Origin of the sequence: Sphingobacterium sp. 40-24 (assembly GCF_001899705.1) — a bacterium.
GTDB classification, from domain to species: domain Bacteria; phylum Bacteroidota; class Bacteroidia; order Sphingobacteriales; family Sphingobacteriaceae; genus Sphingobacterium; species Sphingobacterium multivorum.
Genome location: NZ_MKWH01000006.1, coordinates 47,707 through 70,777 on the forward strand (window position 1 = coordinate 47,707; position 23,071 = coordinate 70,777).

The following is a 23,071-nucleotide window of genomic DNA, read 5'->3' on the forward strand; positions in this document are numbered from 1 at the left end:
TATGAGGAAAATAAAAAGTATGGTATTGTGTCTGATGGTGTTGTTGCTTGCGTCATGCAGCACAGGTCGGAATAAAAATATTATTCATATCGGTATGGTCGATGGCTGGGCCGAAGGGGTCGCAATGACAGAGGTCGCAAAAGTTATTATGGAAGAAAAGGGATATCATGTTGTTGTCCAGCGGGCTACGCCAGATATGATCTTAGCCTCCATGAACAATGGCGATACAGATCTATATATGGATGTCTGGCTGCCATTGACCCATGGAAGTAAAGTGGCTAAATTCCCCAATATTGAAGAGCTTGGAACGAGTTATAACCATGCGCGAAATGGACTTGTTGTACCGGATTACGTAACAATTGATGGAATTGAAGAGTTGAAAAAACATGAAAAAGAGTTTGATAAACGGATCATTGGAATAGAAAAAGGGGCTGGAATAACACGTGCCGTGGATCAGGTGATCAAAGTTTATAGCCTCGATTATAAGCATGTGAACTCATCTACCGTAGCTATGATCACGGAATTGCAAAATGCAATCAAAGCAAAACGTTGGATTGTGGTAGCTGGCTGGCAGCCGCATTGGATGTTTGCTAAAATGAAATTGAAGTTTTTGGATGACCCCAAAAAGACATTGGGTGATGCCGAGCAAATTAAAATTTTTGCACGGGGAAACTTTAACATTGAGCAGCCTGAGCTAGCCCGATTTTTCTCCAAAGTCTACTTCGATGAATCAACAATGGCTGATTTGTTGTCAAAAATGCAGGGAAGCCAGGACAAAGCATTTACGGCAAAAGAATGGGTCAAGAAACATAACGATCTCGTAAAGGGCTGGTTATTGTAAACTGAGGTGATAAATAGTTATGCTCCCCCAGTACGCTACCCGGCATAGCATAAGGAGGGCATTGTCATTACGACAATGCCCTTAAAAATTTACGGGCCAGTTGAATTTGTTGTTGTTGTATGCTGGATAAAGGATATCTGCTATCATCAATCCATGTGTCGAGCCCCTTTGGAAATTCCCAGGCGAAATCTAAGACTTTCGCTTTTTCTGCGGCTAAAATAATGTCATGTTTCGTTGCATTTGGATTGGCAATCTTGATGTTATTATAAATGCTATCCTGGATGAGTGGAAAGTTGTCTGCCATATCCTGATTTCTATTTGTATCCATAGTGAATTATTTTTCAAATAATTAAGAATGATTCTAAATAATTTTATACTTTAGTCAAAGATAGCAGGCATTCTATTGTTATGGGGTCTGCATAAAGGAGTAAAATGTCCGTCGAAGGGAATATTTCTGTTAAGGTATATTGCCTAATGTGCGTAAGACTATTTGAATCCTAAAAGGAATTAAAAATGGCACTAAGATTATATGATATTGATTCACCCAATTTATTATTGGAGCGGACTTACCCAAGTACCTACTTTTCTGTCGACACTGGAATTTATGAATCTGTAACACATTTAGATACTACATTTGGAAAAGGTTTTTATAAGGAGGTTTTCTTCGATGGTATTCATATTGGTTACGGTCATGCACAGTTATTTAAACGGATGCGGTTTCGTTTTGAAAGTGATTTTGAAACAGTTGAAATGCACTTTGCCTTAAAAGGCAATAGTCAGGCGAGTGGCGAAATGATGCCCTTAGGTGTAAATTTTGAGACATACCAGCATAATATTATTTACGGAAATTCAATGTGTGGTCAAATGGAGTGGGGGAATCAGGAGTTTCAGTTATGTGAAATAAACTTATCGCCCGAATTTTTTAAAAGATTCCTGCCCGAAGATTCTAAATTCTTTGCAGATTTTCGGAATGCTATTGACCGTGGTAAATCGGGATTGCTGACCAATATGCATAGACGGATTACCCACGATATGTATGAAATTATCGACGATGTAATCAATTGTCAACGAAAGGGAATTTTTAAGAAAATTTTCCTGGAAGCAAAGATTATGGAGCTCTTGCTTCTTCAATTGGAACAGTTTCAGGAAGAGGATTTTGTAGCAGTTTCGTTAAAAAAAGCCGATATCGATAAGATATATGCCGTTCGTGAGTTTCTACTAAAAAATATGGATACCAATAGTACACTAGTCAATCTCGCGCATCTGGTGGGTACCAATGAATTCACATTGAAAAAAGGTTTTAAGGAGCTATTTGGTACGACTGTTTTTGGTTTTTGGCATGACGCAAAAATGGAACATGCCAAGAAACTGATCTTAGATGAAGATCGAACAATCGGTGAAGTTTCTGATTTGGTTGGTTACAAAAATCAACGCCATTTTTCGGACGCCTTTAAACGTAAATTTGGAATCCCACCGAGTAAGCTAAAAAATACCTTGTAATGTGGAATAGTTTTTTTTACACTTTACGGACCTTTTATTCCTTCTTACGGAAGTTTTAATAGCGCATGAATCGGGTTTGATAAAAGTCGAATAATTACCTTTGTTTAGAAAGATTCTTAATAATGGTCTTTTGATCAAATATGTACGTAATTAGAAAATCATGGGAAAAACTGAAATGAAAGTAATACAGCTCGCCCTGACTGTAAGTAGAAAAGAATACCTGACGCCACATTATATTCGTGTTTATTTGACTGGTGATGGTGTAGATCAAATCGCTAATACGACCGTCGGAGTCAATAACAAGATCTTGATTCCGCCAAAGCATGTAGATCGCATTTATTTTCCAGAATTTGATTATGAACGAGGGCAGTGGAAGCCGATGGATGAGGCGATTAGGCCAACAGTTCGAACTTATACACATCGCGGTATCAACCTTGATAGAAATGAAGTATGGATTGATTTCGTTGCCCATGGTGATGAGGGGCCAGCTTCAGCTTGGGCTATGGCTGCAAAACCTGGCGACGTGCTTGGGATTCTGATGAAAGCAGGTAAGACGTCTCTATATGAAGTTGCAGCTAACTATCTCCTTGTTGGGGATGCAACTGCAATTCCTGTTCTGGGGGCAATCTTAGAAGATTTGCCACCTTTGGCAAAGGGAATCTGTATGATTGAAGTACATGGTAGCGAAGATATACAGCAATTGAAGACTAAGGCTGCTATTGATTTTATTTGGTTACATAATGATACGCCACAGGAAGGTAGCCTTTTGGCGGATTTGGTGAAGATCAGATCCTTGCCTGTAGCGGATAAATTTGCTTATGTAGCTGCTGAATTTTCGACAGTTAAGGAGATTCGCAATTATTTGCGTAAGGATCTCGGTTGGGGAAGAGAGGAGCTTTATGCTTATTCGTATTGGAAAGCTGGAGTTGCTGAAGATAAATCTGCTACAGATCGCCGTAGTGAGAGTGAAGAAATCCAGGCCTAACGTTTACGATAGGTTATGGAGAAACAGAAACAACTGATCTTAAACGGTAAGTTAAGTAGGGTGATGTGGCAGATGTCGTGGCCTGCCGTGATTGCAATGGTCCTGTATGGTCTGAACAATTTTCTGGATGGTATTTTTGTTGGTCATCTGATTAACAATACAGCGTTGGCAGCTGTCGGTGTAACCTATCCTTTAGCCCAATTTGCACAAGGTTTTGGTACCCTGATCGGAACAGGTATGGGGGCAGCAATTAGTATTTGGATAGGTGGGGATCAACAGGAGAAATTACATAGGTCATTTGGTACGGTGCATTTTTTGGCTATTATTTTCTCTCTTATAATTACGCTCCCTTGCTATGCATTTGCCGACAAATTAGTCTACATGATGGGGGGTAGAGGTGATTTATTGGCTCTTGGGGTGGATTACTTTCGAGCAACCATATTGGGTAGTTTTTTCTGGATTTATGGTTTGTCCCTCAACATGATTATTCGTGCAGAGGGTCGTATGAAAACTGCGGCCTGGATGATTGCAATAGGATTGCTTGTTGATGTCCTACTTAAACCGGTTTTTATAGAACACTTTGGTTGGGGTGTTTCAGGAGCAGCTTGGGCAACCAATATATCGATGATCATCTACACATTTTTAGGTGTATGGTATTACGCCGGGGGAAAGGCTTCGTTCAAAACAAAGTTTTGGTCTTTATCTTGGGATTTATCGATTTTAAAAGAAACGCTTTCATTAGGAATGCCCGGCTTTGTCATGATGGTCATGATTGTAATCCAGAATATTGTTGTCTTCAACGCATTGGCCAATTACGGAAATAATATGGATATTACGTTTTTTACGGCGATCAATCGGCTTTATATTTTATTAAATACCCCACTATGGGGGCTTATGCGGGCTTTGCAGCCTGTAACGGGGATGAATTATGGTGCTGGGCAGTATACGAGAAGTATCAATTCGTACCGTTTATTTGCCATTACTGGGCTGCTGATTCTGCTCCCGTTCTGGTTGCTGGTGATGCTGCATCCCGTTGCTGTGATATCGATCATGATCCCAGGAGCGATTTTTTCAATACAGCAGCTAATGGATTTCAGAATTTACATGAGTGTTTTATTGGTTCTTCCATTTATTTTTATGGCGATGGTGTGGTTTCCTTCCATTGATCATGCCAAGCCTGCGACTTTTATTAGTGTATTGCGACAGGTTGTATTTTATATTCCTATCTTAATTATTGCGCCAAAATATTTTGGTGTACACAGCATTTATGTAGCGAGCGCGGCGATAGACTGGATTATTTTCATTATAGTCATCTATGCGGTTCGACGAATCACGCGGAAGCTCAATATGCAAACTGATGTATAAGACATTGCAGCGCGAACGATGTTAATGTTAAGTTAAGCAATCTTTAAGATTGCATTGTTAATATACTACTCATCTTCTAGTAATATAGGTTTCATTTTTTTGGGCAAAATTCAAAATAATGAAACCTATTAAACTACCTCAATTTAGGAAAACAGCTCAGGTGACCTTAGCTATTGCATTGCTGAATGCGGCACATGTCGATAGCGTATGGGCAAACTTTGCGAATGAAACTACCAAGCTCGAAATTGCCGATCAAGCTATTATTAAAGGGATTGTTAAGGATCAGGACGGCAAACCTATTGACGGCGGCACGATCATCAATGAAACCAGCAAACAGAGTACGCGTACAGAGTTTAATGGTAAATTCAATCTGAAAGGTCAGGTTGGCGACCAAATCCGTGTTTCTTCTTTAGGATATAAAACAGCTACAATAACTGCTACAGATGGGGATCTTGTGGTGGTTTTGGAAAAGGATGATTCAAAGTTGGATGAGGTTGTTGTCACGGCAATTGGTATCAAGCAACAAAAGAAGCAAATTGGTTACGCTACCCAAGAAGTCAAATTAGACGTACTTAAAGAGTCTAAAACAATGAATATTGGTACAGCGCTAACGGGACAAGTATCTGGTCTTATCGTTAATAATCCAACGGGGATTTTTCAGGCACCATCTTTTCAATTGCGTGGTAAGAGCCCACTTATTGTCGTAGATGGTATTCCTGTAGAATCTGATTTTTACGACATGTCCAGTCAAAACATAGAAAATATCAATGTGCTGAAAGGAACAGCTGCTTCATCTTTATATGGATCGCGCGGTAAAAATGGCGCGATCTTAATTACAACCAAAAGTGCAAAAAGTGATAGGCTGGAGTTTTCGGTTGGAACCAGTAATATGTTTTCTGTTGGATTTACAGTTTTTCCTGAGTCGCAAAAGGAGTTCGGAAGTGGATCCAACGGTAAATATGAGTTTTGGGATGGTGCTGATGGGGGGATTTCAGATGGAGATATGACATGGGGACCCAAATTGAACTCCGGAATAAAGGTGGCACAATGGAACAGTCCGATTCGTGATAAGCAAACTGGTGAAGTGATTCCTTGGTGGGGCGATGTGAGTGGAACCAAGTATAATGATAAGTCACGTTACGAAAGAGTGCCGATTGATTGGGTCGCACATAACAATTTAGAGGATTTCCTTGGAACTGGACTGATTACCGAGAATAATGCGACATTATCGTATCGTTCGGAAAAGGTAAGCATATTTGGAACAGGAAAATATGCCTATCAAAAAGGTCAGGTGCCCAATACAAAGCTTTCTACAGGTGGATTAAATTTGAATACCTCTTACCGTTTTACTCCTGAGGTACAATTAGATCTTAACTTATCCTATAACAAAGTGAAATCTCCAAATTATCCAAGGTATGGATATGGACCTAAAAATCATATGTATACGATTCTGTTGTGGATGGGAAATGATGTAAATGGACAGGAATTAAAGGATCACCTCTATATTCCGGGACAGGAAGGCTATCGTCAAGCAAACTATAACTATGCTTGGTACAACAACCCTTATTTTGCAGCTAATGAGCTGAACCAAGTATACGATCAGGATATTTTGGCCGGGCAGACTGCTTTAACTTGGCGTATTTCACCTGAATTTACCATCAAAGGTCGTGCTGCAGCAAGACAAAAAAATCTATTCCAGGACATGCAGAGTCCCAAGTCTTACATGAATTATGGCGATTCACGGAATGGGGATTATAAAAACTGGGATAGCAAGCAGCTCAATTTTGATGCGGACGTCTTAGCAACCTATATTAAGCAGTTGTCTGATAATTTCGGTGTAACCGTTAATGCGGGATCTTCCACTTTCAAAAGAGATTATCGTGAGCTTTATCAAACTACTGATGGTTTAGTTGTACCATTTGTCTACAACTTAGGCAATACCCAAGGTCCAGTTAAGGCAACAAATACAACAACTGAGAAAATAATCCGAAGTGCTTATGCGTCGGTAAACTTAAATGTGTTTAAGTCCACCTATCTGAATTTTTCGGGAAGAAATGACTGGTCTTCCACATTATCAAAAGCAAATCAGTCATTCTTTTATCCATCGGTTTCGCTAAGTAGTGTTATCTCCGATTATTTTAAACTGCCAGCGCAAATTGACTTTGTTAAATTGTACAGTTCCTGGGCATCGGTATCTTCTGATCTGGATCCTTATAGCATTGCTGCGACTTATAAAAAAGATGTTACCTATGGTTCGACGCCATCAGTAACCTATCCTGCAGGTATTATTAATCCTGATATCCTTCCACAGCAGTCCATTTCTTTAGAAATTGGTGCTTCTATGGCTTTCTTTAAAAATAGGCTTTCGGCTGATGTAACGTACTATAATGTTGTTGATAAAAATCAGATTATCGATTTGAGTATTTCCCAAGCATCCGCTTTTACTTCGCGCAAGGTGAATGGAAATAAATACCGTACAAAAGGACTGGAAATTTCTTTGACAGGAAATATAATTAAAAATGAACAATTTTCGTGGACGTCGACTGTAAACTGGTCCCGTGCAATTCAGCGTTTGGAAGAAATTTACAATAACCAAGCGAAATACGGTAATCTTAAAAAAGGCGATCGTGCAGACAGCTATTATGGTACTGTCTGGGAAAAATCGGCTGATGGTAAGGTTATCTTGAATCCGAATACGGGTATGCCGACCAAAAATCCATTTCCACAGTATTTAGGTTACTTTCAACCGGACTGGCAATTTGGTTTTGCAAACCAGTTTAAATTTAAGGGATTTCAGGTAAATCTTGATTTCGACGGATCTATTGGCGGCGTGATGAACTCGACAACCATAGAAAAAATGTGGTGGGGTGGAAAGCATCCTTCTTCGGTCTTATATCGTCAGGAACAATACGATGCAGGGAAACCAGTTTTTGTGCCAGATGGGGTGATCGTAACAGGAGGTGAGCTTACCCGCGACGTGAACGGTAATATTACTTCAGATACCCGAACGTATACAAGTAATACAAAAGCTGTTGATTGGCAGGCTTGGAGTCAAAATTATCCTTATCAGGCCAGAGTTACAGAGTCTGAAAGTAAACTGTTTGCCAATGTATTTGATCGATCATTTGTAAAACTACGTAGACTGTCGGTAGGTTATGATGTCAATAAGGTGTTTAAATTAAAACAGCTTACGGCCTTAAATGCATCACTATTTGGCTATAATTTGGCTATGTGGAAGAAAGTACCTTATATCGATCCTGATTTTGGTGTTGGAAACGATGGAAACTTACAAGATCCTTCCACGCGATACATTGGTTTTTCTCTAGATTTTAAGTTTTAATAAAGTAGTACGATGAAATTATTTAATAAACATATATTTCTTGGATTCTTTTCTCTTTCAATCATGACTTCTTGTCAGAAATTGACGGAAGTAAATGTTAATCCAAATGAAGCGACAACAACCCACCCGCAAGCTTTATTGACGAAGGTAGAATGGGATGCTTTTCGGACCTGGCACGGTACCTCACCACTATATGCCTTGAAAATGATTGTGCAAACAGATGGTGAAAATGCGAATCAAATTTATAATTGGCAAAGGGGAAGCTTTGAGCAATATGGTAATCTTCGCAATATTACCAAGATGACCGAAGAAGCTGAACGTATTGGCGCTGAAAGTTATTTGGCATTAGCAAAATTTTTCCGTGCGTATTATTTTTATAATCTTACCTTAACGTTTGGTGATGTCCCTTATTCAGAAGCAGCAAAGGGTGAAAATTTAGCAATTTTTGCGCCGAAATACGATACACAGAAAGACGTTTTGGTGGGTGTATTGAAGGAGCTCGAGGAAGCAAGTATTATTCTGAAGAAGAACAATAACACCATAAATGGGGATATTATTTATGGTGGAAATAGTGGCAATTGGAACAAGTTAGTCAATTCATTTCGCCTAAAAGTACTATTGACGCTTTCGAAGAAAACGACTGATCTTCCATTTAATGCAGCAACAGAATTTTCAAAAATATTTACCAATGAGTCTAGAATCACTGATGTTGGTGGTGGTGAAGATGGGCAACTCATCTTTTTGAATCAAGAGGGTAATCGCTATCCTGAATTTAACTCTAGCGGTTATGGATCGGGAATGTATATGGATTCCACTTTTATCCAACGATTGCAGGACCTGAAAGATCCGCGGTTATTTGCCGTCGCTACACAAACAAGACTGGGTAAAGAAGCGGGTAAAGCGATTAATGACTTTACGGCTTATGAAGGCGGAGATCCGATTGTTCCTTATGCACAGGTGAATGCAAAAGCTGTATTAGGTAAATTATCGAAAGTCCACGAACGATTTTATCAAGATCCCACAGCTGAGCCATTGGTCTTATTGGGCTGTTCGGAGATGCAGTTTATTTTGGCTGAAGCCATTTTGAAAGGTTGGATAACGGGCGATCTCAATGCAACGTATACCAAAGGAGTACAGGCATCGTTCAAATTTTATGAAAAGTATGCGAAAAATATAGGAACTTATACAAATGAAGCACAAGCTGCCAAATATCTTGAACAAAATTCGGTAAGTCTTGACGGGGCTAGCTCCAATGAGCAAAAGCTCGAACGTATCTTGATGCAGAAATACCTGCGCTCATTTCATCAGGGGGGATACTCGGCTTATTTTGATCATTTGCGCACGGGATATCCGAGTTTCCGTAAATCGGCGAATGTGAAAACAGCCTATCGCTGGATGTATCCTCAAGATGAGTACAATAATAATACGGCGAATGTATCTGATGCGATCAAATCACAATTTGGCGGAAATGACAATATTAATTTACAGACTTGGTGGTTGAAATAATGGATTCAAGGAGGGTATTTTTAAAAAAAGCAGCCATGCTGGCAGGGAGTACAGTCGCCATAAACTGGCTGCCTGAATCAATACAAAAAGCCTTGGCGATTGAAGCTCCAAAAGGATCAACTTTTTTGGATGCCGAACATGTTGTCTTTTTGATGCAGGAAAACAGATCGTTTGACCACTGTTTTGGAACTTTGAAGGGTGTACGTGGCTTTAACGATCCCCGCGCGATGAAATTGCCGAATGGTCTACCTGTATGGATACAAGGAAATAAGGAAGGTGCATATTTTGCACCTTTCCATTTAGATATCGTCAATAGTAAATCGACTTGGATGGGGTCGCTTCCGCATGGTTGGCGTGATATGGTTGCTGCTCGTCATGACGGGAAAATGGATAATTGGTTGGAAGCAAAGAGCTCTGGCAATTCAGAATATAAGGCTATGCCTTTAACAATGGGTTATTATAACCGTGCGGATATTCCTTTTTATTATGCTTTTGCAGATGCATTTACAATTTGTGACCAGCATTTTTGTTCTTCACTGACGGGAACGAGCGCTAATCGATCGTATTTTTGGACTGGTACAGTGCGCGAAGAACCCCGTAATCCCGAATCTGTTGCGCATGTAGACAATGGTCAGATCAACTACAAGGATGTCAAATGGAAAACCTATCCTGAACGACTGCAAAAAGCAGGGGTCTCGTGGAAAGTTTATCAAAATGAACTAAGTTTACCAGTAGGCTTTAAAGGAGAAGAGGAAGATTGGTTGGCCAATTTTACAGATAACAACCTGGAGTTTCACCAACAATATGGTGTAAGATATCATTTGGCACATTATCAGTGGATGAAAGAACGGGTAAAAGAGCTGCATAAATTTTTGGAAACAAATCCAAAAGAAGAATTGCTGCACAAAGCCAAAGCGGAATTGGAGGATTTGAAAAGGGATGTCATTCATTATACGCCCGAGAATTTTGAAAAGCTATCCCAGTTCGAAAAAGATATCCATCACAATGCATTTGTGACTAATCTAGCTGATCCCAACTTTCACAAACTTGATAAATTAAGTTATAAGGAAGGTGGAAAGCGGCAGGAAGTTGAGGTGCCAGCCGGAGATGTTTTTTATCAGTTTAGAAAAGATGTTGAAGATCGCCAATTACCTACAGTGTCGTGGTTAGTGGCACCTTGTCGTTTTTCGGATCATCCGGGCTCACCTTGGTATGGGGCATGGTACGTATCCGAAGTCCTCGATATATTGACCAAAGACCCTGAGGTTTGGAAAAAGACGATTTTCATCTTAACTTATGACGAAAATGATGGATATTTTGATCATATCGCTCCTTTTGTTCCGCCATTGAGCACGAACAAAGATCAGGGTGCCGTGTCAGAAATCGACACTTCGGATGAATATGTTACGCTAGAACAGGAGCGAAAAAGGAGAAATAGTAATAATGTAAGTTTTGAAAGTCCTATTGGTTTGGGCTATCGCGTACCAATGGTGATAGCTTCACCCTGGTCTAAGGGTGGTTGGGTCAATTCCGAAGTTTTTGACCACACCTCCTGTCTTCAATTTTTAGAATATTTTTTGGAGAAGAAAACGGGTAAGGTGATACGGGAAGAAAACATCAGTCAATGGCGAAGAATGGTCTGTGGCGACTTAACAACTTCTTTTCGTCCTGTAGATAACATTTCCAAAACAAGGCTTAATCCGGTAGACAGAGACGGGTATGTTGAACGTATATTTTCCGCCAGGAATAAAAAACTCCCAACAGATTTTGTGAAAATCGACAGCCAAAAACTGGAGGAAATCAAATCGACAGGTCAGTATCATGCAGCTATGCAGATGCAAGAGCAGGGATGGAAGGATGCTTGTGCTTTACCTTATGAATTGCAGCTAAAAGTACGACATACACCAACGATGCTTTCCATCAGCTCAACCTTGGAAAGAAGGCTCAATACAGCTAAAGCGGGAGCGGGCATGCCTTATTATGTTATTTCCTATGTGGCGTATGATGGCCATCAGGCGGGTAAAGTTTGGAATTTTACGGTACGGGAAGGGGATCAATTAGCGTATGAATGGGAACTCGATAAAATTGTAGGAGAGTACATATCATTTGCATTGCATGGCCCTAATGGTTTCTATCGTGCGATTGAAGGCGCAAAGTCACATATTCCAGCTATTGATGTGTATACGAAAGTAGTTGCTGGAAAGCCTATTCTTTGTGTACAATCAGAGTCGCTAAATTGGGATTTATATCTTAAAGACTGTTCCTATGATCTTTTCCATGCGAAGGCAATGCGCAAGGATGATCCTGCTTTGGTTGAAATCGATTGCAGCAAGAGTGAAGGTTGGTATGATATCGAAATAACGTGTTCAGAAGATCATGCGGTCAAATTCTGCTATGCTGGACATATAGAGACTGGTAAATCAAGTAAGACGGATCCGTTGATGGGTAAAGTAAAATTATAACTGAACCAATTAAATACTAGGACGAAAGCGCTGTTTCACGATCGATGAACACAGCGCTTTCGCTTTTGCAAAATAAAGCAAGGATCTTTTTGTGTGGATTCGGGCAAAAATGGGATTTGTGTCTCTTGTGTCAAAACGTTATTTTTATGGTTTGGATCGTAGTTCATTACAGAGAGCTACACATCATGACGAATATGGAGGAGCAAAAAATTATTTTGGTTGAAGATGAACAGGATGTTGCTGATTTGATCGTACAAGGCTTAGGCGAGGATGGCTATAGGGTCATTCATCTGGGGCGTTCGGAAGGTCTGGAACAGCTTTTGGCGAAGCAAGATGTCTCTCTTGTGCTATTGGATATTCTTTTGCCGGGAACCAATGGCCTGGATATTTGTAAGCAGATCAGACAGTGGGGGTATACCGATTTACCTGTTATGATGCTGACTGCACTTGGTACTCCAGAAAATGTGGTGCTCGGACTCGATAATGGTGCCGATGACTATCTTTCCAAGCCCTTTAAGCTAATTGAATTGAAGGCTCGGATACGTTCATTGATCCGCAGACAACAGTCTATCGTACAGGCAACGCAACGTGAATTGCTACCTTCGAAAGACACATTTAGTTATGGTTTTCTGCGTATCGATGATTATAAAAAAATAGCCTATTGTGACGGGCAGGAACTCAATTTGACAAGTACCGAGTATCGTTTGCTTTTGTTGTTTATTCAGAGCCCCAAAAAGGTATTTGAGCGCACGGAGCTTTTGGACAAAATATGGGGTATAAATTTCGATATCGGATCAAATGTTGTCGATGTTTATGTGAATTATCTGAGAAAAAAGATTGAAAAAGTAACGAGCAAAAAAGCGATCCATACGGTTATTGGTATGGGATATGTTTTAAAAATAGAAGACTGAATATTTAAACATGCACAATTATAACCGAAAGCTTACTTATCTCATTGCAATTCTAGTCATTTATGTGAGTTGTTTTGTTGGCTTTATTTTTTATTCCATTACGAATTTTGCTTTTACAGATTTTTATAAGCGGCTGGACCTGCGGCGAAATATTGCTGCAGAGAAATTTCTGAATAGTAAATCTGCCTCCCAAACTGATCAGTGGAGCCTTGATTTTATTGAAAATCTCAATAATCAGCATGAATTTTTGGTGGAATTTGATAGCAATGGTGCTATTGTAAGAAGCCAGGGATTCCATAAAGAGCTTTGGGATAAAATCAATAAAAACGGAAGCTCAAATTTCAAGTCGGGCAATCAATTCTATTCAACCAAATATTTCTCGCAAAATGGTCGAAAGTATATCGTGGGCGCTTCTGCTGAAAATTACTTTTATACACACCATTTGGCCTATCTTCGTAATCTCCTTATTATAAGTCTGATTTTGGGAATTCTCTTTATATTCGTTGTTTCGGTTTTTATGAAGCGCTCGTTTTTAAAGCCCATATTGACCATGATGAAAGAGGTGCAGGAGATTGGTTCTGAAAATCTCTATAAACGATTGGATGAGGATAAATATAAAGGTGAGCTTCATGGCCTGGCACTCACCTTTAATCGGATGTTGACGCGCTTGGAAACTTCTTTCGAAACACAAAAGAACTTTATCAGCAATGCGTCACATGAGCTAAATACACCCTTGACATCCATCATAGGACAGGCAGATCTTGCTTTATCCAAAGAGCGAACAACAGCGGAGTACCAACGAACATTATTTAAGATCATTGAGTCGGCAGAGCATTTGGAAAAGAAAACAAAAGCACTTTTATTGCTGGCGCGTACAGGTTTTGTTAATAATGCGACTGCATTTAGCCCCGTTCGTATTGATCAGATTGTGATGGATGCAGAACTAACAGTTAAGGCCATCAACGACAAGTTTAAGATTATTACAGATTTCAGTCTATTACCAGATGATAGTATGCGACTTAAGGTGAATGGAAATGCAATTTTGCTACAACTTGCGCTATCCAATATTATCAGCAATGCATGTAAGTATTCATCGGATAGAACAGCATACATTGCTTTGGGTGCATTGGACAATAAAGTCTTTATTCTAATAAAAGACAAAGGTATCGGAATACCTTCCCGTGAATTGGACCATATTTACGATCCCTATTTTAGAGCTTCCAATACGAGTGGGATAGATGGTTATGGTATAGGACTTCCCTTAGCTAGAAATATTATTAAGCTGCATGGTGGGACATTGAAAGTCAATTCTGTTGTGAGTGAAGGCACCACTGTAGAAATTGAACTACCCACTTACCTTCGATTCTAATGTAGTTTTAATTTAGATGGCATTTCTAATCTCATTTTAATACAGTTGCGAGCTTTCTAATGGAAAGCTAATTTTAGATTCATTCCGTTGCCATATGTGCGTTTTAACTTTGCTAAAAAAAAGCATGGCTAAAACAACGCGTATATTAATACCCAGTGATTTTACAGTTGACTCCCTTCATTTTGTGCGTCAAAGTATTGAAGAGTCAACGGCAGATTCTATCGATATTATCCTTGTGTATGGCAATAAAAGCAGTACTTCTGCGAGTGAATTACTCGGAATTGGATTGGAAGATCAACTGGAGACACTTCAATCGGATTCTTTTTTAAAAGGCTGCAGCGTAATCTATCAGCGCTATAAAAACCGTGGGCTCAGTATTTTTGCAGATATCTTGGGTACCGATAACAGTCATTATTTGCAGCATTATCTTAGAGGCCAGTCTGTAAATGAGATCATAATACCACAAGATTATATCTACAAAAAGAAAACACGCAATTTTTTTAATGTCGCTAATGCACTCCGTAAGGTTGAGGGCCAAATTTGTTCTACGATTATATTTAAAGAGCAATCAAGTATCGGAAACAGAGCAACCGGACTAGTTGAATGATCGCTGGGAGTTTTTTACTATTGTTTTAGCTGAAATTATCATTTCTAACTTATCTTCTATCTATTTTTATGGGGCATATACAAGGCGGACCATCCCCCTTACAGCGGTTGGCAAGCCTATTACATACTGAACGGAAAACGATCAATTATATATTTATTTACGCTATTGTGATCGGTATTTTTAGTTTGACTATTCCAATAGGGATAACAGCAATCTTTAATTTTTTAAGCAATGGAGCGATGTATAGCTCTACCTATATCTTAATTGCTTTTGTGTTATTTGGCGTGATCGTGAGTGGAGTATTATTGATCGGACAATTGACCTTGGTCGAGTATTTGGAGCAGAAAATCTTTCTAAAATCAGCGATTGAATTTTCGTATCGACTGCCAAGAATTAAACCTAAAGAGTTACTTGGAAAAAACCTAGTGGAGTTGGTCAACCGATTTTTTGATGTCATCATTATTCAAAAGGGAATTATCAAACTTTTGATCGATATCATCGCCGCGGTCGTGACAATTTTCTTCAGCGTGGTTTTATTATCTTTTTATCATCCCGCATTTTTGGCCTTTGGCCTTATTGTCATTTTTTCTGTCATTACGATACTTGTTTTATATTATAAAAGAGGCTTGAAAACAAGTATTGAAGAGTCTGAATACAAATATGAAATGGTAGCTTATTTGGAAGCTGTTGCCGGACAAATCGACCATTATCGCGGTGATGAGATGAAAATGAATGAAGTGACAAAAACAACAGATTCCATTGTCAGTAAATATTTAGCGGCGAGGAATGATCATTTTAAGGTTTTAAAGCGTTTTTTTCTAGGTTCTGTCCTGCTTCGGACCCTGTTGTTTGGAGCGATGCTCTTGCTTGGATCCTATTTTGTTGTCGAGCGGCAAATGACTTTTGGCCAATTTGTAGCTGCTGAAGTTGTGATCGTTCAAATTGGTTATGCCATTGAAAAACTGATGACTAACTTAAATACGATTTTTGATATGCTTACGGGAGTTGTCAAACTGGCGGCTGTAACCGATCTTGCGTTGGAGGAGGACGCTGCGGTTTATGTTGATTAATAAGGATCATTCGAATCGGACAACGCTCTCTTGGAGAGATCTTTCTCATGATGCTGTTGATAGCTTATTGAAAGAGCGGGGATCCTTAGTTTTGGGGCGGATCCTTGTGTTATCTGGGATTGTTTTTGTACTGGCACTTTTTCTCCCCTGGCGGCAAACAATTCTCGGAGTAGGAACGGTTACTGCTTTACGTCCACAAGATAGACCGCAGACTATCCAAAATCAGATTGGTGGCCGCATCGAGTATTGGGCAGTTACCGAAGGGCAGGAAGTGAAGAAAGGTGACACAATTTTGGTCCTTTCGGAGACTGCACAATCCTATTTTGATCCCATGCTACCTGTGAGATTAGAAGAACAATTGCATGCCAAAAGGAGTGGAGAAGATGCCGCTAATCAAAAGATGCAAGCTACCCAAGCACAGATTGAAGCATTGAAAAATGGGCTGGATTTTCAGCTTGCATCAGCTAAAAATAAGGTGGTTCAAGCACAAAATGTGGTAAAAATAGATAGTGCAGAACTTGTCGCTGTTATGAGCTTTTTTGAGACCAGTGAAAAGCGGCTTAAACGGTACGAAGAAGGGTATCGTGATGGCTTATTTTCGTTAACGGATATTGAGACAAGACGCTTAAATCTACAAAATGATCGAGCTAAAGTAGTAAGTGCGGATAACAAATTATCAAATTCAAGACAATCACTAACAAATGCGAGCATCGAATTAAACAACATCCGTGCAAAGTATAATGAGTCATTAGCGAAAGCGCAATCTGATTTAAGTTCCGCTTTTTCTTCCAAGGCCTCAGTACAGGGCGATATCGCTAAACTGAGAAATGAGATCTCCAATATCGATGTCCGACGAGGATTATATGTCGTGAGAGCTCCACAAGATGGTTTTATTGTAAAAACCTTTAAAGCTGGAATCGGTGAAAATATGAAGGAAGGGGAGTCCGTTGCGACATTGCAACCTAAAAAACCACTGCTGGCCGTAGAGCTTTATGTAAACGCGATGGATGTACCATTGATTGAGCCGGAGAGTGATGTAAGGCTGCAATTTGATGGCTGGCCATCGATCCAATTTTCCGGATGGCCTTCTGTCGCGGTGGGTACCTTTGCCGGAAAAGTTTCAGTCATCGATAAAGTGAGCAGTACGAATGGTCGATTTAGGATTTTGATACGCGCGACCGATCCGGTTCCTGAGGGTGACGAGCCTTGGCCAATCCAGTTAAACCAAGGTTCAGGTGCTTATGGAAGGGTTATTTTAAACAAAGTTCCTTTGTGGTATGAGATATGGCGACAGTTGAATGGTTTTCCCCCGAGTTTGGAACGAGAACCAAAAGAAAGTGAGAAAAAGTAATTGTTATATGAATAAATTGAATTTTATTTTTATCGTGTTCTGCTTTTTTTTCTATTCTCATCTTTTGGCTCAGGAAAAGGAATATGGAGCACCGAAGACTTTTACAGTTGATGACATGGAAGAGCTTTTAATGGCTAATCATCCCATTGTTAAACAAGTAAATCTACTGAGTGAAACTGCAAAAGCCCAAGTAACACAAGCGTTAGGGAAGTTTGATCCAACACTAAATTCGAGCTTTAAAAATAAGCATTTCGGTCATACGGATTATTACAATCAGTGGAATAGCGAGTTGAAAATCCCACTTTGGTTAGCAGGAGCTGATCTGAAAATAGCTTATGATCGAAATGTAGGTGAATATACAAACCCACAATCCCGAACGAATAATGCGGGGCTCTCTGCAATCGGTTTAAGTATTCCTTTGGGGCAAGGTTTAATCGTCGATAGCCGAAGGAATACGTTACAGCAGGCAAAGGCGATGATCAGCTATCTGGAAGGCGAAAAGATCAAGCAAATTAATGCCATTTGGTTTCAGGCACTTTCAGATTATTGGAACTGGTATTTTGCTTACCAGCAATACCAACTTTTATTAGAGGGCGTTAAATTAGCGGATCAGCGGTTTAGCGCAATCAGTGAGCAGACTATGCTGGGGGACAAACCTGCAATCGATTCTATCGAAGCTTCGGTCATCGTAAAAGAACGACGGATAGAACTTTCAAAGTATGAGGTAGAACTTAAAAATGCGAAAATTGTATTGTCCAATCATTTGTGGAATGATCAACAATTTCCGGTTGAACTTCCCGATCACGCCATACCACATAAGCTCGAAGACCAAGTTATTTTGCCGGATAATCGTGTGATCGAGGCACTACTGGATTCGGCAAAAATTGCTCATCCCGAAATGATCAAGTTGGCTAGTAAAAATCAGCAACTGCTATTTGAAGAACGTTATCGAAAAGAAATGCTTAAACCTAAATTGAATGTGTCGGGTACGCTCATTTCTAGCCGTCGCGGTTTAAATGATTTTGTACCACCGCAGTATGATTTTAATTGGCAGAACTATAAGCTAGGTTTTGAATTTGCATTTCCACTTTTTATTCGCGCCGAACGAGGGAAGCTCAAAGAGGTACGGATTAAGCAAGATCAACTACGATTTGAGCAGGTAGCGACTGAAAGAAATATTTACAATGACGTCGTTAAAAAGTACAATGATTTAAATGCTTACAGTAAACAGATTGAACTTCAATCGATCAATATAAGTAACCAGGAATTGCTCCTTAAGGGTGAATTAAATAAGTTTGAGCTGGGTGAATCAACCTTGTTTGTTGTCAATAGCAGGGAAAACAAGCTGATTGAAATGCGTATCAAGCAAGAGAAGCTTTTTACGGACTATCGGAAGGCACTGGCAGAGTTATACTACAAGGCCGGAACTAAATTTTAATCTCATTTTAATCTACATTTTATTTTTAATCTCATTTTAATACAAGTCCTAAAATTCTAATAGAAAGTTAATTTCAGATTCATTCGGTTGCCATGATGACCTGTTAATTTTGTATAAAAATAATTGGATATGGCAAAGGCAACGCGTGTATTGATTCCAAGTGATTTTACGATTGATTCGCTCTTTTTTGTGATTCATAGTATAGAACAATCGTCAGCTGAAGAGCTAGACATTATTTTGGTCTATGGCAATAAGAGCAGTACTTCGATTAGTGAGTTATTAGGGATTACACTGGAAGATCAGCTTAATAAGCTGCAATCAGAAGATTTTTTGAAAGCCTGCCAGATGATCTGTCATCGTTATGAAAATCGTAAGCTAAATATCTATACAGATATTATCGGCTCTGACAATCTCAATTATTTACAACATTATTTGCGCGGAGCTCGGATTGATGAAGTCAAGGTTCCCACAGATTATGAATTTGAAAAAAGAACAAGGCATTTTTTTGACGTCGGACGGGCTTTGCTTCACTTGAGTAAAAGTAAGCAGAAGAATGTCTCGATCGTAGAAAAACCCGGGACAAACAAAACCGGCAGAAATGTCTTGGCGGATTTATTTTTTAACAAGAAATGGGATGTTAATTATTAAGAGAAAAATATTGGCACAATTCAACTTTGTCTTGTTGTCCTTTTTGCTTTTAGGGGCTAGTTCAATGGTTATGTTTTATGAAAACCCTGAGCGGCTTTTAGAAGGGGAGTGGGAAGAGCAGGGTTGGTACTTTGAGAAAGTGGAGAAGTCTCCAACATTCAAAAAACAGGCGGTTATCCATGAAGGAATAAAAGATGCTGCAATCGCGCACCTTCCACCCCTGCAGGATGGATTATGGCATTTTGAAAAAATGGGTGATAAAAATTTTATTGCCCATCATGAGGACAAACAATACAATTGGTTTTTGAAGGGACGAGGCCATATTCTTGAGCTTCGTAAGAATGACGAGCTAATAGAGAGTTTCGTTATCCAAAAGTTGAATAAAAACCAGTTGGTGCTGCATCTTAATTTGGATATGCAGACGAAAGGAATTGCACGTATCGTGCTGAAAAAAGGAGGAAAGGAAAAGTATGCTGAGAAAATATAGTAACCATAGGACGATTCAAGATAACATTAGGCTGGGGGGAATTACCGCGTTTTCTGCAGGAATGGTCAATGTCGCATCTGTCATTGTCTTTTTCTCGTTTACTTCGAATGTAACGGGTTATTATGCTGTTTTTGCACAGGAGATAGCGAAAGGGAATTGGTACCAAGGTGCTGTGGTGCTTTTTTGGATTTTACTTTTTCTAGTAGGGAGTATGCTTTCTAATTTGATCATCATTCATGGTAAAGGACGTTTTAGCTCCTATTTGACACATTCCATTCCCTTGGTATTGGAAATATTGAGTATATTATTTGTTGGGATATATCTTGATGTATTTTATGAGGATTCTTTGAAAGAAACTGAGATACTTGTCGGTGCATTGCTCTTTGCGATGGGGCTACAAAACGGTTTGACTGCGAGCATATCGAATTCTGTTGTGAAAACAACACATTTGACCGGGCTAACGACAGATTTGGCCATATTGATTTCGATGTTCACCAAGGAGTCTAACCGGAGCAATAAGGCATTGGTCGACAAATTCCATTTGCTATTGAGCATCGTGAGCGCGTATGTCGTTGGCGGACTTGTGAGCGGTATTTCATTCACTTACCTATCAAATAAAACATTTTACGTGGTTTGTTTTGTTCTTTTAGTCATCGGTTTATACGATCACTACAAATTGTATCTGTTGAAAAAGCAATTTGTGAATCGTCATCGTCAACCAGTGGCAGCTTAGTTGACTGAGCAAGTTCTTGGTTAGCTAAGCAAAAGGGCAAATAGTTTAATCGCATTTCAAAAAATGCGATTTTTTTTGTCCAAAAAATGCTTATCTTCATCCGCAGTTATCACGCTCTACCGAAGCGAATGAAAGACTACTTAATCAATTTAAAACCGTATCATGATCAAATTCTTTTCCATCCGGCCTTTTTGGGCACTTTCTCTAATTTCGCTGTCAGTATCACCCCTCTGCGTAAAACAGGCTTGCGCGCAAGAAATGCAAACCCCAAGATCAGTACATGATCAAAATAAAAGCCAGCAGAATCTTTTACGTGCAATCCAATTGATTGATCGATCAATGGACGTCTATTTTTCCGGTGAAGATTTCAAAATGCATCGTTTTTATAACCCATTTACGAAGGTTCGATCCGAAGAAACAGCTAGTGTATGGATGTATTCTGCTTCCATAGAAGCTGTAAACGCTGTGTTGAGTGGCTTGAAAAAGCAACAGAAGGTAGATAACGGCAAGCTTTATAAAATGTATTATTCCCGCTATGTAGATTTATTGGCTAAGCTTCATGCAAATGCAGCCTATTATTTAGGGACCTTTACGCTAACGTCGTTTACGCAGCATAAAGAATGGACAGTGTATGCTGTCGATCGCGTTCGAGAAAAAGGAAAAGCAAATGTAACGGGCGTATTGAACGTCTATGATGATCAGATGTGGTTGGTACGGGAATTATTGGAAGCTTATCATTTGACCGGGCAAGATCGCTATTTGCAAGAAGCGGAGTACCTTACGGCTTATGTTCTTGATGGTTGGGATTGTACTTTGGATGAGAAAGGGAAAGAGCATGGCGGAATTCCATGGGGACCAGGATATGTAACGAAGCATGCCTGTAGTAATGCACCGATCATTAGTCCGCTTGTTACATTGTATGAAATCTATAAAAACAAAGGAGACCAAATTATTGCACATTCGATCGATCAGAAAGATAAACTAACCCGTATTGCTAAAAAAGAGCGGAAGGCCGATTTTTATCTCCGTTTTGCTAAAAGGATTTACGACTGGCAAAAGGCAAATCTTCTTAATGAAAAAGGTGTCTATGCGGATATGATGGGTGATTGTTATCCAGAGTGTTCGATAGCTTATGAAACGGTCAACGGTGTGCGATACCGAAAAAATACCGAACTCAGAAAAGCCGTCGGAACTGCATTTTCCTATAATAGTGGAACGATGATTTCCGGAGCAGCAGACTTATATCGTGTTACGAAAGCTAAAAGCTATTTAGAAGATGGCAAGAAACTGGCCGATGCGACTTTTACTTATTTTGGAAAGTTAGGGCAGCAGATTCCTGAGCATTATACGTATGCGACAGACGGTTTTAATAACTGGTTTAACGGTGTTTTGTTAAGAGGCTATACCACTATATTACCGAATTATAGTAAGGCTGGGATGTATGTGAAGTCTTTTCAGGAAAACTTGGATTATGGCTATACGCATTTCTTGAGCGAAGGATTTTTGCCAAATGATTTGCTCGGAGGTTGGGCAAAAGATAAAAGCAAGAATGATCTGGAGGGAATGTTTATGTTCACTTTTGCGGCACAGTATGCTACACTTGCGCAAGTTGAACAACCAAAATAGATGCTCCCCTAATGAGGCACTTATTTTGGTTGGGATAGAATTGTCTGCATCGTTATGATTTAGATAAAGCAGTTTGGGCGTCTTGAAATTCAGTAGGGCTCTGTCCAAACTGCTTCTGAAAATTACGAGAGAAATGAGTCGCGGAGCTATAGCCTAGTAAATTAGAAATTTCGTAGACTTTATGCTGCTTTTGGATGAGCAGTTCTGCTGCTTTTCGGAGCCGCGTTAAATTAATCAGTTCATTGGGCGATAGGCTCGATACCATATTAATTTTGCGATAGAGGGTAGGTCTACTCATGCAGAGAATATCGGCCATCCGATCGACATTAAACTGTGGGTCATCGAGGTGTTGCATGATGATTTCTTCAATCTTCAACAAAAACTCTTGTTCACTTTGATTTTGACCGATTTGCTGTATTTGCGACATCGGATTTTTAATAAAAAATTCCTTGACTTTAACTCTATTCTTTAATAAACTCGCGATTTGTGCTCTTAAAAAGGCAGGTGAAAAAGGTTTTTCAATATAAGCGTCGGCACCATACTCCAAACCCTGAATTTTTGATTCAATACTATTTTTTGCCGTTAAGAGTATAACTGGAATGTGTGCATATGCGATATCTTCTTTAATTTTTTGACAGAGTTCAAAACCATCCATTTCTGGCATCATCACATCGCTGACGATCAGATCAAAATATTCAGTGGCTAATACATCCAGCGCTTCCCTACCATTGGAACTCGTTGTTATCTGATAATCCTCATTGAGATCATCCGCAATGAATTCAAGTAGTTCAGTATGATCATCTACTAATAATAAATTGGATTTGGCATTCAT

19 protein-coding genes are annotated in these 23,071 nt (G+C 39.5%); 17 read left to right on the top strand and 2 right to left on the bottom strand.

Translation table 11 applies throughout. The features are described 5' to 3' along the window. Position 1 precedes the first annotated feature (1 nt). Positions 2 to 841, top strand: coding sequence for a glycine betaine ABC transporter substrate-binding protein (locus BGP15_RS01525; RefSeq protein ID WP_286768527.1), 840 nt, complete (start codon positions 2 to 4; stop codon positions 839 to 841). A gap of 67 nt (positions 842 to 908) precedes the next feature. Here the strand turns inward: BGP15_RS01525 and BGP15_RS01530 are convergent, their stop codons facing one another. After that, positions 909 to 1,169: a hypothetical protein gene (locus tag BGP15_RS01530; RefSeq protein WP_046675378.1), complete on the bottom strand. Its 261-nt coding sequence runs from the start codon at positions 1,167 to 1,169 to the stop codon at positions 909 to 911. Between the two features lie 185 nt (positions 1,170 to 1,354). On the opposite strand from BGP15_RS01530, the gene BGP15_RS01535 reads away from it, so the two are divergent. From BGP15_RS01535 to BGP15_RS01610, 16 genes are all read left to right on the top strand, one after another. After that, a complete protein-coding gene (locus tag BGP15_RS01535) occupies positions 1,355 to 2,341 on the top strand; it encodes a helix-turn-helix transcriptional regulator (protein ID WP_046675379.1) in 987 nt (328 codons plus the stop codon). 160 nt (positions 2,342 to 2,501) lie between these two features. Continuing rightward, positions 2,502 to 3,326 carry a siderophore-interacting protein gene (locus tag BGP15_RS01540; RefSeq protein ID WP_070567954.1) on the top strand — a complete coding sequence of 275 codons (825 nt, stop codon included), beginning with the start codon at positions 2,502 to 2,504 and terminating at the stop codon, positions 3,324 to 3,326. Between the two features lie 15 nt (positions 3,327 to 3,341). Further along, positions 3,342 to 4,691, top strand: a complete 1,350-nt coding sequence (locus BGP15_RS01545; protein ID WP_070567951.1) for an MATE family efflux transporter — start codon at positions 3,342 to 3,344, stop codon at positions 4,689 to 4,691. 118 nt (positions 4,692 to 4,809) lie between these two features. Continuing rightward, a complete protein-coding gene (locus BGP15_RS01550) occupies positions 4,810 to 8,031 on the top strand; it encodes a SusC/RagA family TonB-linked outer membrane protein (protein WP_286768528.1) in 3,222 nt (1,073 codons plus the stop codon). A 12-nt stretch (positions 8,032 to 8,043) separates the two neighbouring features. Beyond that, positions 8,044 to 9,537: a SusD/RagB family nutrient-binding outer membrane lipoprotein gene (locus BGP15_RS01555; protein ID WP_112376555.1), complete on the top strand. Its 1,494-nt coding sequence runs from the start codon at positions 8,044 to 8,046 to the stop codon at positions 9,535 to 9,537. Then, positions 9,537 to 11,999 (top strand): phosphocholine-specific phospholipase C, encoded by a 2,463-nt coding sequence (locus BGP15_RS01560; RefSeq protein ID WP_286768529.1) that lies wholly within the window; start codon positions 9,537 to 9,539, stop codon positions 11,997 to 11,999. Before BGP15_RS01555 ends, BGP15_RS01560 begins: the two co-directional genes overlap by 1 nt. Positions 12,000 to 12,145: 146 nt before the next feature. Further along, on the top strand, positions 12,146 to 12,910 hold the full coding sequence (locus BGP15_RS01565) for a response regulator transcription factor (RefSeq protein WP_231585309.1): 765 nt from the start codon (positions 12,146 to 12,148) through the stop codon (positions 12,908 to 12,910). Positions 12,911 to 12,920: 10 nt separating this feature from the next. Further along, entirely contained in the window at positions 12,921 to 14,279 is a 1,359-nt protein-coding gene (locus tag BGP15_RS01570) for a HAMP domain-containing sensor histidine kinase (protein ID WP_286753706.1), read from the top strand. Between the two features lie 124 nt (positions 14,280 to 14,403). Further along, a complete protein-coding gene (locus BGP15_RS01575) occupies positions 14,404 to 14,886 on the top strand; it encodes a hypothetical protein (RefSeq protein ID WP_286768530.1) in 483 nt (160 codons plus the stop codon). Between the two features lie 68 nt (positions 14,887 to 14,954). Further along, positions 14,955 to 15,956 carry an ABC transporter transmembrane domain-containing protein gene (locus tag BGP15_RS01580; protein WP_286768531.1) on the top strand — a complete coding sequence of 334 codons (1,002 nt, stop codon included), beginning with the start codon at positions 14,955 to 14,957 and terminating at the stop codon, positions 15,954 to 15,956. Beyond that, positions 15,946 to 17,307, top strand: coding sequence for an HlyD family secretion protein (locus BGP15_RS01585; protein ID WP_112376063.1), 1,362 nt, complete (start codon positions 15,946 to 15,948; stop codon positions 17,305 to 17,307). Before BGP15_RS01580 ends, BGP15_RS01585 begins: the two co-directional genes overlap by 11 nt. Before the next feature lie 7 nt (positions 17,308 to 17,314). Beyond that, complete coding sequence (locus BGP15_RS01590) at positions 17,315 to 18,745, top strand: TolC family protein (protein ID WP_286768532.1); 1,431 nt, start codon at positions 17,315 to 17,317, stop codon at positions 18,743 to 18,745. A 129-nt stretch (positions 18,746 to 18,874) separates the two neighbouring features. Then, positions 18,875 to 19,393, top strand: coding sequence for a hypothetical protein (locus BGP15_RS01595; RefSeq protein WP_112376064.1), 519 nt, complete (start codon positions 18,875 to 18,877; stop codon positions 19,391 to 19,393). Beyond that, positions 19,380 to 19,880 carry a hypothetical protein gene (locus BGP15_RS01600; protein ID WP_046675389.1) on the top strand — a complete coding sequence of 167 codons (501 nt, stop codon included), beginning with the start codon at positions 19,380 to 19,382 and terminating at the stop codon, positions 19,878 to 19,880. Before BGP15_RS01595 ends, BGP15_RS01600 begins: the two co-directional genes overlap by 14 nt. Beyond that, on the top strand, positions 19,864 to 20,613 hold the full coding sequence (locus tag BGP15_RS01605; protein WP_046675390.1) for a YoaK family protein: 750 nt from the start codon (positions 19,864 to 19,866) through the stop codon (positions 20,611 to 20,613). Before BGP15_RS01600 ends, BGP15_RS01605 begins: the two co-directional genes overlap by 17 nt. Before the next feature lie 162 nt (positions 20,614 to 20,775). Continuing rightward, entirely contained in the window at positions 20,776 to 22,239 is a 1,464-nt protein-coding gene (locus tag BGP15_RS01610) for a glycoside hydrolase family 76 protein (RefSeq protein ID WP_286768533.1), read from the top strand. A 52-nt stretch (positions 22,240 to 22,291) separates the two neighbouring features. On the opposite strand, the gene BGP15_RS01615 is transcribed toward BGP15_RS01610, so the two are convergent. Then, a complete protein-coding gene (locus BGP15_RS01615) occupies positions 22,292 to 23,071 on the bottom strand; it encodes a response regulator transcription factor (RefSeq protein WP_286768534.1) in 780 nt (259 codons plus the stop codon).